Annotated in this window: 18 protein-coding genes and 3 tRNA genes; 9 read left to right on the top strand and 12 right to left on the bottom strand. The window is 54.6% G+C overall.

All coding sequences use genetic code 11. From position 1 onward, the window contains the following. Positions 1 to 40: 40 nt before the first annotated feature. The 4 genes from DDZ13_RS06535 to DDZ13_RS15465 form a co-directional block, all read right to left on the bottom strand. A complete protein-coding gene (locus tag DDZ13_RS06535) occupies positions 41 to 370 on the bottom strand; it encodes a hypothetical protein (RefSeq protein WP_110130622.1) in 330 nt (109 codons plus the stop codon). Next, complete coding sequence (locus tag DDZ13_RS15470) at positions 367 to 516, bottom strand: hypothetical protein (RefSeq protein ID WP_158279822.1); 150 nt, start codon at positions 514 to 516, stop codon at positions 367 to 369. Before DDZ13_RS15470 ends, DDZ13_RS06535 begins: the two co-directional genes overlap by 4 nt. Positions 517 to 682: 166 nt before the next feature. Next, positions 683 to 817, bottom strand: coding sequence for a hypothetical protein (locus DDZ13_RS15825; protein WP_269845167.1), 135 nt, complete (start codon positions 815 to 817; stop codon positions 683 to 685). Between the two features lie 35 nt (positions 818 to 852). Continuing rightward, positions 853 to 928: transfer RNA gene (locus tag DDZ13_RS15465), tRNA-Met, on the bottom strand. Between the two features lie 209 nt (positions 929 to 1,137). Between DDZ13_RS15465 and DDZ13_RS06525 the strand changes: the two genes are divergently transcribed. Next, a complete protein-coding gene (locus DDZ13_RS06525) occupies positions 1,138 to 1,419 on the top strand; it encodes a hypothetical protein (RefSeq protein ID WP_146209276.1) in 282 nt (93 codons plus the stop codon). Positions 1,420 to 1,469: 50 nt separating this feature from the next. On the opposite strand, the gene DDZ13_RS06520 is transcribed toward DDZ13_RS06525, so the two are convergent. After that, entirely contained in the window at positions 1,470 to 1,736 is a 267-nt protein-coding gene (locus DDZ13_RS06520; protein WP_110130619.1) for a hypothetical protein, read from the bottom strand. Positions 1,737 to 1,970: 234 nt separating this feature from the next. On the opposite strand from DDZ13_RS06520, the gene DDZ13_RS06515 reads away from it, so the two are divergent. The 6 genes from DDZ13_RS06515 to DDZ13_RS15980 all read left to right on the top strand — a co-directional run bounded on the left by DDZ13_RS06515 (position 1,971) and on the right by DDZ13_RS15980 (position 4,637). After that, positions 1,971 to 2,225: a hypothetical protein gene (locus DDZ13_RS06515; protein ID WP_110130618.1), complete on the top strand. Its 255-nt coding sequence runs from the start codon at positions 1,971 to 1,973 to the stop codon at positions 2,223 to 2,225. Positions 2,226 to 2,289: 64 nt separating this feature from the next. Next, a complete protein-coding gene (locus DDZ13_RS06510) occupies positions 2,290 to 2,505 on the top strand; it encodes a hypothetical protein (RefSeq protein WP_146209275.1) in 216 nt (71 codons plus the stop codon). A gap of 146 nt (positions 2,506 to 2,651) precedes the next feature. After that, a complete protein-coding gene (locus DDZ13_RS06505; RefSeq protein WP_110130616.1) occupies positions 2,652 to 2,831 on the top strand; it encodes a hypothetical protein in 180 nt (59 codons plus the stop codon). A gap of 15 nt (positions 2,832 to 2,846) precedes the next feature. Beyond that, positions 2,847 to 3,347, top strand: coding sequence for a hypothetical protein (locus tag DDZ13_RS06500; protein ID WP_110130615.1), 501 nt, complete (start codon positions 2,847 to 2,849; stop codon positions 3,345 to 3,347). 53 nt (positions 3,348 to 3,400) lie between these two features. After that, positions 3,401 to 4,111, top strand: coding sequence for a hypothetical protein (locus DDZ13_RS06495; protein ID WP_110130614.1), 711 nt, complete (start codon positions 3,401 to 3,403; stop codon positions 4,109 to 4,111). Beyond that, positions 4,092 to 4,637 (top strand): PIN-like domain-containing protein, encoded by a 546-nt coding sequence (locus DDZ13_RS15980; RefSeq protein WP_110130613.1) that lies wholly within the window; start codon positions 4,092 to 4,094, stop codon positions 4,635 to 4,637. The genes DDZ13_RS06495 and DDZ13_RS15980 overlap by 20 nt, the downstream gene beginning before the upstream one ends. A gap of 93 nt (positions 4,638 to 4,730) precedes the next feature. On the opposite strand, the gene DDZ13_RS06485 is transcribed toward DDZ13_RS15980, so the two are convergent. The 6 genes from DDZ13_RS06485 to DDZ13_RS06460 form a co-directional block, all read right to left on the bottom strand. Then, positions 4,731 to 5,882, bottom strand: a complete 1,152-nt coding sequence (locus DDZ13_RS06485; protein ID WP_110130612.1) for a tyrosine-type recombinase/integrase — start codon at positions 5,880 to 5,882, stop codon at positions 4,731 to 4,733. A gap of 133 nt (positions 5,883 to 6,015) precedes the next feature. Further along, positions 6,016 to 6,091, bottom strand: a tRNA-Thr gene (locus DDZ13_RS06480). 6 nt (positions 6,092 to 6,097) lie between these two features. Beyond that, positions 6,098 to 6,170 (bottom strand) — tRNA-Lys (locus tag DDZ13_RS06475). A 339-nt stretch (positions 6,171 to 6,509) separates the two neighbouring features. After that, positions 6,510 to 6,998: a DUF3106 domain-containing protein gene (locus DDZ13_RS06470; protein WP_110130611.1), complete on the bottom strand. Its 489-nt coding sequence runs from the start codon at positions 6,996 to 6,998 to the stop codon at positions 6,510 to 6,512. A 3-nt stretch (positions 6,999 to 7,001) separates the two neighbouring features. Then, the gene (locus tag DDZ13_RS06465) at positions 7,002 to 7,397 is read right to left on the bottom strand and encodes a hypothetical protein (RefSeq protein WP_110130610.1); all 396 of its coding nucleotides are present in this window, start codon (positions 7,395 to 7,397) and stop codon (positions 7,002 to 7,004) included. A 171-nt stretch (positions 7,398 to 7,568) separates the two neighbouring features. Then, entirely contained in the window at positions 7,569 to 8,129 is a 561-nt protein-coding gene (locus DDZ13_RS06460; RefSeq protein WP_158279819.1) for an RNA polymerase sigma factor, read from the bottom strand. A gap of 576 nt (positions 8,130 to 8,705) precedes the next feature. On the opposite strand from DDZ13_RS06460, the gene DDZ13_RS06455 reads away from it, so the two are divergent. After that, entirely contained in the window at positions 8,706 to 9,788 is a 1,083-nt protein-coding gene (locus tag DDZ13_RS06455) for a ribonucleotide-diphosphate reductase subunit beta (RefSeq protein WP_110130608.1), read from the top strand. 194 nt (positions 9,789 to 9,982) lie between these two features. Beyond that, the gene (locus DDZ13_RS06450; RefSeq protein WP_110130607.1) at positions 9,983 to 13,234 is read left to right on the top strand and encodes a ribonucleoside-diphosphate reductase subunit alpha; all 3,252 of its coding nucleotides are present in this window, start codon (positions 9,983 to 9,985) and stop codon (positions 13,232 to 13,234) included. A 385-nt stretch (positions 13,235 to 13,619) separates the two neighbouring features. Here the strand turns inward: DDZ13_RS06450 and DDZ13_RS15975 are convergent, their stop codons facing one another. Next, positions 13,620 to 13,868, bottom strand: a complete 249-nt coding sequence (locus DDZ13_RS15975) for a PEP-CTERM sorting domain-containing protein (protein ID WP_110130605.1) — start codon at positions 13,866 to 13,868, stop codon at positions 13,620 to 13,622. Positions 13,869 to 14,040: the final 172 nt, after the last annotated feature.

Raw genomic sequence — 14,040 nt, 5'->3', positions numbered from 1 at the left:
TCCACCATCGCGGAAACTTTTCCGTGCAACTGGAAGTCGTTCATAGAGCCATCTCCACTTGTTCCGCCTGTTCCGCTTCGGCGAGCTTACGGCAGTAGTTGAAATCGTCGCGAATAAAGAGGGGGTCTCGGGCATCCATCGGAAAGCCCGCGCGGTCGAAGGCCTCTGCGAAGTCGTGCGAGCTGTCGCCCTTCATTACGAATTCGCCGATCTGCGAGCAGGTACCGATTTCATAGACGGTGAAGCTGCGCTTTGGGCAGCTCGGGATCCGCACATTCTTTTTTCGTGCCATGCCGAACTTGCCGAAACACTTGCGCGCAAACTGGCCCGCAAGTGCTTCATCGCGTATGGGTCGAGTCGGGGCTCTCATGCTCCCGCCTCCATCATTTCGAGTTCTTCGTTGAGCAGGTCGACTTCCTCGCCCGCGTTGTTCAGCTCGTGCTCCAGCCAGAAGAAATTCACTTCCGGATGAGCCTCTTTGAGCTTGTTGAGTTCGCTCCATACTTCGGAAGTCATAGAAGCCCCCTTTCTTTTAGGTAAATTCTACGGTGGGCCTTTGCCCGTCTCGGACCTCCGAAAGCTTTCGGGCAGCGTTTGAAGTGTAACGCTTGCCAGTTCTTGCTTTGCGACCGGCTAACCCCTCTGGATGGGCCAGTCGGAAAAAATGGGAATCCTAGCCAGTTCATGAGCAAGCCTCCTTTGCATCTTTCTCCAGGCGGTAGCCGTGGAGGGCATTGCTGAGATTGCGGAAAAGCGCTTCCCCGGTCGGCACACCGTTTTGCCAGGCGTTCAGCAGGTTTCCGGCTGCATGCTCCATGGCGTCGGCGGCTTTAAGAAGATCACTCTTCGCCCTGGTTGCAGGGGCCGGAATCGAACCGGCGTCGGCGGGGTTATGAGCCCCACTTGGCGAACCAGCAGCCTCCCTACTGTGTAAAACGAGAACGTCGCCGATGCGGCAAACGCGCCAGCCCTGGCTTCCGTATTCGGCAGTGAGTAGTCGAATAAGTTGCTCCGATACGTTCAGGCGAGTGACGTGGCCCGCAGGCACATCGACGACGGTAAATTCTTTGTGGCCGCTCATAGTGAGGCCTCCTTTACAGATTGACGGCCTACGCGCTCTCCTTTGCCTTTGCTCTGATGAGTAAGTTTGAACAGCGGAAGAAAGGAAAGCGCGCGGCCAAAAGTGCTTTTAATAATCGAGTGGATTGGGAGCAGTTTCCTGATCCGCTCCGTTCCTTTGCCGAGGAACTCATGACAGAAAACCCGGAGACCTTTTGGGGCGTATCTGAGGATGGCTGTCGTCTTTTCGCATTTAATGAGGATGAAGCGAATGGAACCGTCCTCATTAATGAGGTTCGCATTCCGAACTACAGCGGCCCGCTTTTGGAAAGCTGGATAGCCGAAGTTAGCGAGCTCTGATCGGTTCCAGCGTTCGATTATCGAGCGAGAACGTGTGAATCTTTCCCCGCTCATGCCCGCACCTCCGATTGATCGTCAACCGGGGGGACGATGCCGTTCTCGTGGAGGCGTCGCCATTCGGCGCGGGTGATACGGAAGTCGAGGATTTGGCGGAATCCTTTGCGGATCCTCGTCCGGGTGGGGACGCCCTGGATTTCTCCACGGCGGAATGCCTTGATGATGGGGCGGTTGTACGGCTTCCCATCGGGGCGGTTTTCCGGTTCGCACTCGGGGAAAAACTCCCGGCGAACGTCGGCCATTTTGATCACTTTTGCCATGTCTGGTCTCCTTTCATTTGGTTTTATCTTGCGTATAGTGCGTTGCCTGCTTTTAAGGACAACATACTGGATACCAATACACCTAAACCCTGACTGGCAAGTCTGAAAACTGGAATGCAATACGTTACAGCATGTTCCAGTTCTATAACCGCTTGAACTGCAATGCACTACGTTATTGCACAAAACTGAAAAAAGTTTTCATTTGAGTGCATGACGGGAACTACAAATCTAACTATGCGCATCGCTCGGGACGAAAAAGCGCGTCTCGATGAGATGTCGAACTACACGGGCATCCCCGTTTCAACGATGGCGAAGATGGCGACGATGGCCGCCCTGGAATACTACGAGCGCAACGGCTCGATCAGTGTCCCGCTCACCATCGTCCCAAAGGACTCCTACCACCAGAAAGAGCAAGACTTCATCTCCGGAAAAGGTCACGATACCCCCACCGCTGACGAACGACCGGGGAAGACAAGCAAGGCAATCTAGCCGAGATTATCCCTTTTCCGATTCAATGAGTCGGCTCAATCAAACCCTAAATCACACAATCATTATGGAAAAGATATTCATACAAATCGGCACGACCTTCATCAATCCCGAGCATATCGCTTACGCCACAAGCACAGACATCGAAGAGAAAAACGATGCCGAATTGGTTTTGCACATGTCGGGGATGCCTAAAGCAGTTCGACTCACTGGAAGTCACGCGCAAGCGATTTACGGCGAACTCAACGCTATGACGCAGATCGAGTTGACCCCGAAGGATTAAAAAAACCTCAAAAAAGGTGTGCAAAACGGAATTGACAGGTAGGGCTTGTTTCATCCGTAATCCCGCCGTTTATGTTGCATTGCATAGCTTAAGTGCTTTATATAGCAACGGAGCATTTACAAAAATTAACCCAGTAACAAATACCCATGAAACTTGCAGAACTAAAGGATATCGTAGCTGAAATCAGAGACGAAGACGTCCCGGTATGCTCAGACATAAAAGCGCCTATGCCTGTGAACGGCATGACGGATGAGCTACATGCTGCAATCCGTGATCAAGACGGATTTAAAGCCCACCTTAAAGACCTTAAGGAAGGTGCTCTTTAAACTCTCTTCTCAATAATGAATATTACTGATGAAGAACTTAGACAAATCGAAGAAATTACCGACCTGCTGGAGGTCGCGTTTCGTTCAAATGAAGTGAGTTTTGATAAGCCTGAGTGGCGTAAGGCTGTAAAAGATTCAATTGCTCATCACGAAGGGCATTTGCAGAGTTTTGGTGTCACCCAAGCAACGGTTGATCCTTATAAGATACTCACTTGGGTCGGTTACTTTTTCGGGGAATCCGACAACTCCCAACGTCCTCGGATTGTCGAGGCGATGTTAGATACATTAAACTATTGCTTGGGTAAAGAAACCCCTCCAGGTGGGCTTGATTCGACGACGAAAAATTATCTCCATGCCTATGTCTTGAATGAGATGAATGATCAGTCGGATCACGGCATAGGCAAAAACGGTGTCTTTATGTCTTTCAATTGTGCTAGTCAGATGAAGCGCATGGCTAATAGAAGACTTCAAAAAGGATGGGGCGGCTCTTCCTCTGGTTGGGGTGGATCGCGTTAAGTTCCAAATTCTCTTATCGACCTATGGTTTATCCAGCCTCATAGATTGCTCTCATGAGCGCCAATTCCCAACCAGTAATAGATGCTATACAAGGCGCTGTCGGGCTATATTCCCTGCAGGAGGCCGCGTATTATGCTCGAATACCTGAAAATACTTTAAGGTATTGGTTTCTAGGGCGTGGTGATTATCAGCCCGTTCGCACTCCTTCTGTGGACAGAGAAGGTATTCCTTATTTATCCTTTCAGGACTTTATTGAGTCTCTAGCTATCCGCTTTCTTCGGGTTGAGAAGAAGGTTCAAATGAAAGAGATAAGGGACTCGATCCTAAGGGCTCAAGATGAGCATGGTATTGAATATCCCTTTTCGGACCGTAGACACAAACTCGCAATAGATAAAGTGGATCGTTCCCTTCATATTTATATTAACCGGGAGGGTGATCCCTTTAAACTGGCTGGATCAAACATCGGACAGCGCGGGATCCAAAAAATATTAGAGCCCTACATGAATGATCTTCTTTTCGATGATGAAGATTTCCTTGCAAGGCAATATCGCGCTTACACCAGTGGCGGCAGGAATGTCATAATGAACCCCAGGTTCCTTTTTGGTCAGCCAAAAGTTGAAAACTCTCCGTATTCTGCGCGGGCTTTGTGGGAATCTTATATCGCGGAAGGTGGTATCGACTACGTTTGCGACTATTACGACGTGTCGCGATCAGTAGTGGAGTTGTCTTGTGAATACTGTCAGCATGTCGGAATCGCAGCCTAAAACCCCTCTCTGGTTGTTCTTCGATGAGTGCATGAGCCCCAGGGTTGAGGAGCGTCTAAGAGAATTCTATCAGCATGATTATGCTCCAAAATGTACCAGCTCGGAATATGACTTTCGAACACTTCATCTTACTGATTTTACACGAGCTGGTGAGGATGATCCGGAATGGCTTCAAAAACTAGGCGATGAGCCAGACTGGGTCGTTGTGTCAGTCGATTACGGGAGGGATCGAAAAAAGCCGCGCTTGCCGCTCTTGTGTGAAGAATTAGGTCGTACCTACGTCCTTCTTTCGCCAGATCTTCGGCCTTACCTGCGCCAGAAGCAGTCTTTGGTTGAGGTTTGGAGGATGCTTAAACTTGTTCCTTTTCTCCCGAAAGGGTCTAGGGTGAAGCTGAGGCCTAGGAATATCAAAGGAGATGTGAAGGTATTCCAACTAGTAGTATACAGTCCTGGGAAAAGGGATAACTGGGAGCTTATTCATCAATGGTGTTCCAGGAACGAAATTCCCTTGGCCCCGATCCAATAAAAAGCCCCCCGGCTACGCAACAACCGGAGGGCTAAGAAAGGATCAGATATGGCTGTCTGACAAGGTAGAGCCAAGCATTTGGCCCCAACCTTGTCAAATCGAACAGCAGGCACCCGGAAGGGGAGTAAAGGCCCCGAGCTGCCGAGCTTCGGCCTCCGTCATGAGCTGGAAGTAGTTTGAATAGATCACGGCCGGGGAGTTGCCCGCTTCGCGGGAAGTCCTGTTTTCATCACCGGTGGCGGCCAGTCGGCAGGAAATCCAGGTGTGCCGTTCCAGATCGGTCCCGGTCTTTTCGATCCCGGCCGTTTTCTTCGCGCGTTCGTAGAGACGGCGGAAATTCGGGGGCGAAAAATCTGAAAATTTATTCGGATAGGCGTCCCACCAGGCGCGGAACTGCGGCGACATAGGCACGATACGCACGGAACGCCGTCCGCGAATCTTTCCGACTGACACGCGAATTCCGTCCGGAAGCATGTTTTCCGGCTTAAGGTGGTCGACTTCTTCCGGCCGGAGCCCGGCCAGCAAAAGCAGGCAGAGGCGGCGCACGATCCGGCCCTGATCGTAGTGCAGTTTTTTCCCGGTTCGATACTGGCTCCGCATGTTGGCCGCGACGTGGAGAAGCCGGTTCGCTTCTTCGACGGTGTAGACGGTCGGGTTTCCTCGGTCCAGCTTCGGCGGCTCGATCCCGTCGACGGGATTTTCGGCGATCCACTTCCGGCGCATGGCAAAATTCCCCAGGCTGGAAAGGGCCACGCGGTAACCGGCCACGGTCGACGGCTTCCAGTCTCCGGACGCGAGGAAGGCCTCTACGTTCTCCGCAGTGAAGTCGGCAAGGGAAGTTGCCCCGATGTACTCCTGATAGAGTTTGAGGCGCTTCTGAGTGCTTTTAATCGTCTTTGGTCGCCGGTTGGCCCGTTCGAGGCTTTCGACGAGCTGGAAAACGGCATCGTCCCACCGGATCGAGTCATGCACCGATCGGTGCCGATTGGCGTAGTCCTGGGCAACTTCGATCAGCGAGACCTTGAACGGCTGGAGGATATTCGTCGCGGCCCGCCATTCGGCCCGGGCGTTCGCGTCGAAGTAGACGCCTTCGGCACCTTCAACTAGAATCTTCTTTTCCAGCTCATCCAGCTTCTCCTTCGCGGCCTGTTCGGTCTTGAAGTAGTAGCGATCCCGTTTTCCCTGATGCCTCCAGGACACCATCCACGGGTGAGACTTCTTTCCCGAAGGATAGATTTTCGGCATTCCAATCCGTCGCCCACTTTTCGCCCGCTTTGCCATGTTTAAGACTCGTATCTGTCTTAAACTGCGTATGCCAATAGCAGGCAACAAAAAAACCCGCTAGGCCTTTATTCAAGGGCCATAGCGGGTGATAAAATGGAGCCACCTGTCGGGATCGAACCGACGACCTGATGATTACAAATCAACTGCTCTACCAGCTGAGCTAAGGTGGCATGTCCTACTGGATCGGGGACTCGAACCCCGAACCAATTGATTAAGAGTCAACTGCTCTACCAATTGAGCTAATCCAGCAGGTGAGCCATCACAAGTGACGACGAAGGGCGGGATATTGTGATCGAGTCCCGCTCTGTCAAGCTAGGGATGGCAGATTTTTTCCGCCTTCGCCCTGGTGGGTCTACGGCGTGACAGGGGGAGTGGGTGGACGTTTGTTTTTCGGCGCTATGGGCATGGTTTTTCAGGGGTATCGGCTGCTGGAGGCGGGGGAGTAATAAATGGCGAGCCGGAGTGTGGACATTTCTGTCCACTTTCTTTGGGCGAAGAACTGTGATCAGGACAGGAATGTTCTGACTCCGGTTCGCTTGGCCACTAAGCGAAAACGGATGAACCGGTAACTGCTGAACCCTGTGGGATTTAGTCCAAGGGTGGCGGCGGGCCTTCTTTGCCTTCGCGCTTTTTGCCGTGGTGTCTGGGCGGCATGAAGCCTGCTTCTTCCATGGCTTTGGCCCGCTGCTCCGGGCTCATATTGCGGAGCTTTTGCCGCCATTCTCGGCGTTCTTCGGGCTTCATCTCCATCCAGCGCTGGCGCATGGCTTCGCGCTTTTCTTTAGGGATCGCTTCGAAGCGCTCGCGCAGAGCTTTTCGCCTTTCGGGCGTCATGTCCTGTAATTTACCCAGACGTTTCCGCATATTGGCGCGCTCCTCCGGACTCATCGCTTCGATCCGCTCAACGGTCTGGCGGAGCTTCGTCAGTTCGGTGTCGTCCATCTTCAGCAGATGCATGAGCATGCGGGATTCGCGCTCTTTGGCGCGTTCCTCGTGGTGCTCGGCAAAACCTGCCTGTGGTAAGCTTGTCAGACTCAGGCCGAGGATCAGAATTTGAAATGTTTTCAATGTCTTCATGGCTTATATGGAGTAGAGGGTTTCGAGAGTAATTAGGAGGTCATCGCCACGGCTGAGTTCCTCGGCTTCGATTCGGGCGAAGCCGGCGAGCCCTTCCTGCAGGAGGAGAATCTCCTGGATTTCGTAGCTGTTAAGGTCTTCGTCAGATGAAATGGGGCTGTCCGCGACTTGGGCGGGTGCTTCGGTGCCGTCCGGCGTGAACTGTTTGTAGAGAATAAACGCCAGGGCAACGGCGGCAGCCATCGGCAGGGCGAAGCGAATTAATGAGGCAAGCCCGCCGGACTTTTTGAGCTCAGCGCGCGCATCAAGTTTGGCCAGGGTGCGGTCGGCAAAGTCATCCGGCGCTTTGGCTGGACGGCTGGCGAGCAAGTCGTCGATCTTTCGGTCTAGTGGGTCCATTTTAGGTATGAAGGTGGGAAGGTATGAAGGTGGAAAGGTATGAAGGTGGGAAGGTGGTTGATCCGCCTTCGCTCTAGATGAATTGGAGGCTACGGCGTGACGGGGTGGTGGGTGGTTGAGTGGTGGTTGGGATGAGCTGGAAACGGGTGAACCGCTGCGCCTGAAATCAGGTCAGGCAAAATCCTTGAGTTCCTGGCGTAGTTGCGTGCGGGCGCGGTGGATCCAGGTTTTGACGGCGCTGAGGCTGGCGTCGAGGGCCTGGGCGATTTCCTCGTAGCTGAGGCCTTGCTGCTGAAGCATGAGGATGGCGTGACGGTGGTTGTCGGGCAGGGTGCCCAGGGCGCGGTGAAACGCTTCTTCGATTTCGCGGGTTTGGTCGCTTTCTTCAGCTTGCTGCTGCATGGCGGAATCGGTGGGGTCGATATATTCCAGCGGGCGGCGGGCCTTTCTGCGAAAGCTGTCGATCATGCGGCGGCGGGCGAGGGTGAAGAGGAAGGCGTTGAAGGTACCGCGAGCCTGGTAGCGCGGGGCCACCCGATAGAGTTCGATCAAGGTATCCTGGGCGAGGTCTTCGGCGTCGGCCCGGTTGCCGGTGGAACGGTAGAAGAAGTTGATCAGGCGGTTCTGCCAGCGTTCGACAAGATCGGTAAAAGCCTCCCGGTCGCCCTCCGCGATCAAGCGCATGTCCCGGCTGTCGATGTCTTCGTCCTGCGCAGTTTTCACTTCCGGCATGCTTCGGGGGGTCGCTTTTTTGTAGGTGGGCTGGTTCGGCGTCCAAACGCCGGGTACGCAGTAACTGTTGATTATGGCCATTAGTAAGATGGAGATCGTTCTTTGGCAAAGAAAGTTGCAGATAATATAGTGGGGGTGTTTTGCCTCTCCTTCTGTTAAAGTATCCAGGCATGATTCGGTTGCTTTGATGCCGGTGTGATCTGGACGATTCGTCTGGCAAATTTCCTTGGTCGAGCGGCTCGTACGCGGTTCCCCGATTTTCTTCGGGAAAATACGAACCGACACTTGCGACTGGCCCCCAACTTGCTCACATTAATTTGTGAATAAGATGTGCACAATTACTATATCTAGTGCTAATACCTGAAAATTTTACAATATCTTGTGTTCGTTTTATTGACAGTGGAATTTTTCGCCTTCAGATTTTGGCCAGAATTTACGACTAATTTACCCTATAAGAGGCCCTAAATAACTCCTTTCCAACAACTTTCAGACGCTGCGTGAGCTGTCTCCAAATGCCGGTTCCCGCAGCCGAAAAATCTACTTTTAATTACAACACTCAACCCGCTCCTACTAAATATGGAAAAATCCTACACTATCGGTGATAAAACCTTCGTCCTCGACCAGACCAAAGCAGAAGAAGCTTTTCGCGCGAAAAAGGTCATTAACGGTAAAGATACGATGTTCTTTAACATCCTGCCGCTCAAGTACCAGTGGGCCTATGATCTTTACAAGACGATGAAGAACAATCACTGGGAGCCGGAGGATATCCCCATGCAGAAGGATGTGGAGCTCTGGCGCAGCAGTGACCTTGACGACGTCGAGCGCTGGATCATTAAGATGGCGATCGGTTACTTTTCGGCCGCCGAAGGGATCGTGGGGGACAATATCCAGCACGTGACCCGCGAGCTCGTAACCGCTCCGGAGCTCAAGCTCGTGCTCGGCCGCCACGCCCACGAGGAAAACATCCACGCCGACTCCCTGGTTTACATGATCAGCTCGCTGGGCATCAACCCGCACGAGTGTGAGGCGATGTTCGAAGATATTCCGACTATCGAGAAGAAGACCGAGTTTGTGGTGTCCAACTCCCGCGCCCTGCGTCGCGACATGGATCTGGAAACCACGGCCGATAAGCAGGCTTTTGCCAAGAACCTCTTCCTCTTCGGCCAATGCATGGAAGGCACGCAGTTCTACGGCCTCTTCGGGATGGTGCTCTCCCTTTACCGTCAGAACAAGTTCCCCGGCATCGGTCAAATGTTCCGCTACACCCTGCGCGACGAATCCAACCACATCGAAGTCTTCCGCAACCTTCTGATGGATCTGATCGAGGAGAACGAGGATGTTTGGACACCGGAATTCCGCGAAGAGCTGCGCGAAATGATGCGCGAAGCCATCGATCTCGAGAAGGAATTCATCCGCGACTGCCTGCCGGTCAACGCGGTGGGTCTCAGCGCCGACGAATTCTGCCAGTACATCGATTATATCGCGGATCGTCGCTTGGACGGTGTCGGCCTCAAGCCGCTCAGCGACGGTGTGGAGAACCCCTTCCCCTGGCTGGCCGAGATGATGGATATCAAGAAGGAGCAAAACTTCTTCGAAGGCCGCGTCACCGAATACCAAAAAGCCTCGGCCCTCGGTTCGGTCGACGACGACGAACTTTGATCGGGATACGAGATATGAGATCCGGGATACGCGATACGAGAGTCACGATCTTATATTTTTATCCTGTGTCCGGCCGTCAGACTGAAACAATTTAACGATTACCTACAACACCGCGGCGTGCGCTTTGCGCACGCTTCGTTGCCCTGAAAAAACCGTCCCCTAACAACCAGCAACTTCCAACGAACAACCACTCCATGATCCAAAAAATCTCCTTCGAAGAAGACCTCGAGCTCAAGCGCTTCGCCGCCACGCCCAAAGAAAAGAAGCCCCGTTTCGAGTGGGGCACCGTCCTCGGTGAAAATCGCCTCCATCGTCCGGAAATCAAGATCGAAGCCGACGGCTCCGAGCGCGATTTCGACCTCGCCGAGATTGCCGACACCATCGGCAACGCTTTGACCGACCTGCTGCTCTCTCGTCAGGAAGAGGAGATTTTTACGGAAGTGAACCGCAAGTTCGTCGCCAGCGTGGCTGAGAACGTGGGTGAAGTGCTGGCCAAGCAAATCGAGCAGGGCAGGGCGCTCAAGCTCTCCGCGCACGACGTGCACCTTCTGATCGAAAAGGCCCTGATTGAGAACGACGCGCACGATGTGGCCCGTAGCCTCATGTTCAGCCGCATCAAGTCGGCCAAGGATGACGAGCGGAAGCCTGTCTCCATCCGCCTGATCCGCCGCAACGGCCAAGTCGTGCCCTGGAGCGAATCGAAGATCGAGATCGCCGTGCGCAAGGCCTTCCTCGCGCTCCACCTGGATTCCGACCCGGCCGTGGACATTGCCCGCGCCGTGACCGACCGTCTCAACGCCGACGGCCAGGCCTTCATCAATATCGAGGATGTGCAGGACGCCGTGCAGGAAGAGATGATGCGTCAGGGGCACTTCAAGGTGGCCGAATCCTATATCCTTTACCGCGCCCACCGCTCCCGTATCCGCGAGGAAGAGGGTGTGCCCGCTGCCGACGAGTCGCAGCAGGAGTCCATGATCGTGGTGACCGAAGAGAACGGTGACACCAACTTCTGGGACGGTATCGACCTCAAGCGCCGCATCGACTTTGCCGCCATCGGCCTCGATCTCAGCCTTGATGCCGAGGCAATCGAGAAGGAACTCCGCCGCTCCCTCTATCCGGAGATGAAGCGTGCGGACCTGAAGAAGACCATCATTCTCAATGCGAAGACCCTGATCGAGCGCGACGCCGACTTCGCCCGCTTTGCCGGCCGCATCCTCTTGACTTACATCTACGAGGAAGTCCTCGACTGGGAGATTGTCCGCGACGGCGTGGAGAAGCTGAAGGAAGCGCACCGCCGGGGCCTCAAGCCTTATCTGAAGCGCGCGATCGAAATCGAGCGCGTCAATCCCAAGCTGCTCGACTACGATCTCGACCGGATCTCCGAGGCCCTCGATCCCTCCGCCGACCTCGACTTCGACTACCTCGGCGTGCAGACCATGTACGACCGCTATCTCATCGTCGACAAGACGAAGAAGAAGCACCGCCGCCTGGAAGTGCCGCAGTATTTCTGGATCCGCGTCTCCATGGGGCTCTTCCATCACGAGAAGTCCGACCGCGAGGGCTACGCCATCAGCCTTTACAACCTTTACAAGAGTCGCCGCTTCTGCTCCTCCACGCCGACGCTCTTCAACTCCGGCACGCTCCACTCGCAGCTCTCGTCCTGCTACCTCTACAAGGTGGACGACAGCATCGAGTCGATCATGCACCGCGGCATCGCCGACAACGCCTTCCTCTCTAAGTGGGCTGGCGGCCTCGGTGGTTCCTGGACTGCCGTGCGCGGCACCGGCGGCTTCATCAAGGGCACCAACGGTGAGTCGCAGGGCGTCATTCCCTTCCTCAAGCTGCACAACGACCAGCTTGTCGCGGTCAACCAGGGCGGCAAGCGCCGCGGCTCCGGCTGTGCTTACCTCGAGACCTGGCACAACGACATCGACGATTTCCTCGAGCTGCGGAAGAACACCGGCGACGACCGCCGCCGCACGCACGACATGAATACGGCCAACTGGATTCCCGACCTGTTCATGAAGCGTATGGAAGCCCGCGAGGACTGGACGCTCTTCCACTCCAACGAGACGCCCGACCTCCACGAGCTCTACGGCAAGGCTTTCGAAGATCGCTACTGCGAATACGAAGCCATGGCCGAGCGCGGCGAGATCTTCGGCCAGAAGCGTCCGGCTATCGACCTCTGGAAGGGCATGCTCCGGATGATCTTCGAGACCGGCCACCCCTGGATCACTTTCAAGGATCCCTGCAATCTCCGCAGCCCGCAGGACCACTGTGGCGTCATCCACAGCTCGAATCTCTGCACCGAGATCACGCTCAACACCAGCCACGAAGAGACCGCCGTCTGTAACCTCGGCTCCGTCGTGCTCGACTCCCACCTCGACGAGGATGGCAACCTCGACCACAAGAAGCTCCGCGAGACCATCAGCATTGCCGTCCGCGCGCTGGATAATGTAATCGATATCAACTTCTATCCCACAGAGGCGGCGAGGACGGCCAACTCGCGCCACCGCCCGATCGGGCTCGGTATTATGGGGCTGCAAAACGCGCTCTATAAGAAGAACATCGCCTTCGCCTCCCAGGCGGCGGTCGACTTCAACGACGAGTTCATGGAAGCCATTGCCTACTACGCGTACGAGGCCTCCTCTGATCTCGCCGCCGAGCAGGGCACCTACAGCACTTACAAAGGTTCCAAGTGGGACCGAGGCCTCCTGCCACAGGACACCCTCGACTATCTTGAGGACGAGCGCGGCGTGAAGGTCGACGTGCCCCGCGCCGGCAAGATGGACTGGAAGCCGCTCCGCGAGAAGATCGCGAAAAACGGCATGCGCAACTCCAACGTGCTCGCCATCGCGCCCACCGCAACGATCTCGAACATCATGGGCACCACCCCCTGCATCGAGCCGACCTACAAGAATCTCTTCGTGAAGAGCAACCTCTCCGGCGACTTCGTGGTCCTCAACGGCGAGCTGGTGCGTGACCTCAAGTTACGCGGCCTCTGGACCGACGAGATGCGCGACCAGCTCAAGTACTTCGACGGCGAACTCGAATCCATCCCGGAAGTGCCCGAAGACATCCGCGAGAAGTACAAGACCGCCTTCAGCATCGAATACCAATACTTCGTCGATGCCGCCGCCCGGCGCCAGAAGTGGATCGACCAGTCCCAGTCGGTCAACCTCTTCCTCGCCTCGCCCGACATCAAGACGCTCTCCCACATGTATCGCGATGCCTGGCGCAAGGGCCTCAAGACGACCTACTACCTCCGCACCCTCGGAGCCTCCAACATCGAGAAGGCCACCACCAGCGTGAAGAAGGAAGTTCGCGGCCGGGCCGGTGTCGCTACCAACGATGCTGCACCGAAAAAGGAATATACTGAGGCGGAGAAGAAAGCCTGCTCCCTCGAAGCCATGATGAACGGCGAAGAGTGTGAAGCTTGTCAGTAAGATTTAAATTGCAAAAGGCTCGCTCGAACGAGCGGGCCTTTTTGTATAAATTGCCTAATCTTTATATTTTGCGTTTGAACCTTCTGGGCCCTCGCGCTGGCCACGAGGGTACACCGGTTTTGATTCGTACGCGCACGCTGGCGCTACGTTGATCTGGACGAATGCCCATTTTCCGTGGCGTGCCCGGTGGTCGAGCGCTGTTGCGGCATCGCGCGTCGCACCCAACACTTGGGCGGGGGCGTCCGCGAGCGGACACGCCACATAGTCCATCGGGTCGAACCTTCTTTAAGAGCGTATAATTTGCTTATTGAGCCCTTTGGGAGGGTAGAACGAAAAAAGGCGGAAGAATCACTCCCGCCTTTTGATAAATTATATGTTGATGCGCTTAAGGACGACGACGGATCAATCCAAGCCCGGCAACCGCCACCAAGAGCATACCTACTGTGCTGGGCTCCGGAACGGATGTTACTATAATTCCGAAACCTCTACTTCCGCTAAAGGAGTAGTCAATTGAACTGTATCCGTCTTCATTCGTGAAATCTGCGCGGGCCAAATACCATTCTTCATTGTTGGCTTGGTCACCATTGTGCAGGCTTGCGATATCAATGTCAGACTCAGTTGAAGAACCGATCATGCTAGCTGTGAGTGAGGGTGTATTCCGATAATCTCCGTAAATGAAGTAAACGCTGCCAGTTGTCAGGCCGCTCTCGCGTTATGAATGGATCCGAAGCATGGCGCGTCAAAGCGGTCCAGCCAGCATGCAGTTTTAAATCTTACGGTATCTCAGTTCAACGACGCGCAAGCGA

Origin of the sequence: Coraliomargarita sinensis (assembly GCF_003185655.1) — a bacterium.
GTDB classification, from domain to species: domain Bacteria; phylum Verrucomicrobiota; class Verrucomicrobiia; order Opitutales; family Coraliomargaritaceae; genus Coraliomargarita_B; species Coraliomargarita_B sinensis.
The sequence above is the reverse complement of the archived record's forward strand: the minus strand, read 5'-3'. Positions and strand labels throughout refer to the sequence as shown.

Bases quoted from the DNA above. Each gene is read 5' to 3' on its own strand.
- DDZ13_RS06535 (WP_110130622.1), bottom strand. From the start codon at position 370: ATGAGAGCCCCGACTCGACCCATACGCGATGAAGCACTTGCGGGCCAG.
- DDZ13_RS15470 (WP_158279822.1), bottom strand. From the start codon at position 516: ATGACTTCCGAAGTATGGAGCGAACTCAACAAGCTCAAAGAGGCTCAT.
- DDZ13_RS15825 (WP_269845167.1), bottom strand. From the start codon at position 817: ATGGAGCATGCAGCCGGAAACCTGCTGAACGCCTGGCAAAACGGTGTG.
- DDZ13_RS06525 (WP_146209276.1), top strand. From the start codon at position 1,138: ATGAGTAAGTTTGAACAGCGGAAGAAAGGAAAGCGCGCGGCCAAAAGT.
- DDZ13_RS06520 (WP_110130619.1), bottom strand. From the start codon at position 1,736: ATGGCAAAAGTGATCAAAATGGCCGACGTTCGCCGGGAGTTTTTCCCC.
- DDZ13_RS06515 (WP_110130618.1), top strand. From the start codon at position 1,971: ATGCGCATCGCTCGGGACGAAAAAGCGCGTCTCGATGAGATGTCGAAC.
- DDZ13_RS06510 (WP_146209275.1), top strand. From the start codon at position 2,290: ATGGAAAAGATATTCATACAAATCGGCACGACCTTCATCAATCCCGAG.
- DDZ13_RS06505 (WP_110130616.1), top strand. From the start codon at position 2,652: ATGAAACTTGCAGAACTAAAGGATATCGTAGCTGAAATCAGAGACGAA.
- DDZ13_RS06500 (WP_110130615.1), top strand. From the start codon at position 2,847: ATGAATATTACTGATGAAGAACTTAGACAAATCGAAGAAATTACCGAC.
- DDZ13_RS06495 (WP_110130614.1), top strand. From the start codon at position 3,401: ATGAGCGCCAATTCCCAACCAGTAATAGATGCTATACAAGGCGCTGTC.
- DDZ13_RS15980 (WP_110130613.1), top strand. From the start codon at position 4,092: ATGTCGGAATCGCAGCCTAAAACCCCTCTCTGGTTGTTCTTCGATGAG.
- DDZ13_RS06485 (WP_110130612.1), bottom strand. From the start codon at position 5,882: ATGCCGAAAATCTATCCTTCGGGAAAGAAGTCTCACCCGTGGATGGTG.
- DDZ13_RS06470 (WP_110130611.1), bottom strand. From the start codon at position 6,998: ATGAAGACATTGAAAACATTTCAAATTCTGATCCTCGGCCTGAGTCTG.
- DDZ13_RS06465 (WP_110130610.1), bottom strand. From the start codon at position 7,397: ATGGACCCACTAGACCGAAAGATCGACGACTTGCTCGCCAGCCGTCCA.
- DDZ13_RS06460 (WP_158279819.1), bottom strand. From the start codon at position 8,129: ATGCCGGAAGTGAAAACTGCGCAGGACGAAGACATCGACAGCCGGGAC.
- DDZ13_RS06455 (WP_110130608.1), top strand. From the start codon at position 8,706: ATGGAAAAATCCTACACTATCGGTGATAAAACCTTCGTCCTCGACCAG.
- DDZ13_RS06450 (WP_110130607.1), top strand. From the start codon at position 9,983: ATGATCCAAAAAATCTCCTTCGAAGAAGACCTCGAGCTCAAGCGCTTC.
- DDZ13_RS15975 (WP_110130605.1), bottom strand. From the start codon at position 13,868: ATGATCGGTTCTTCAACTGAGTCTGACATTGATATCGCAAGCCTGCAC.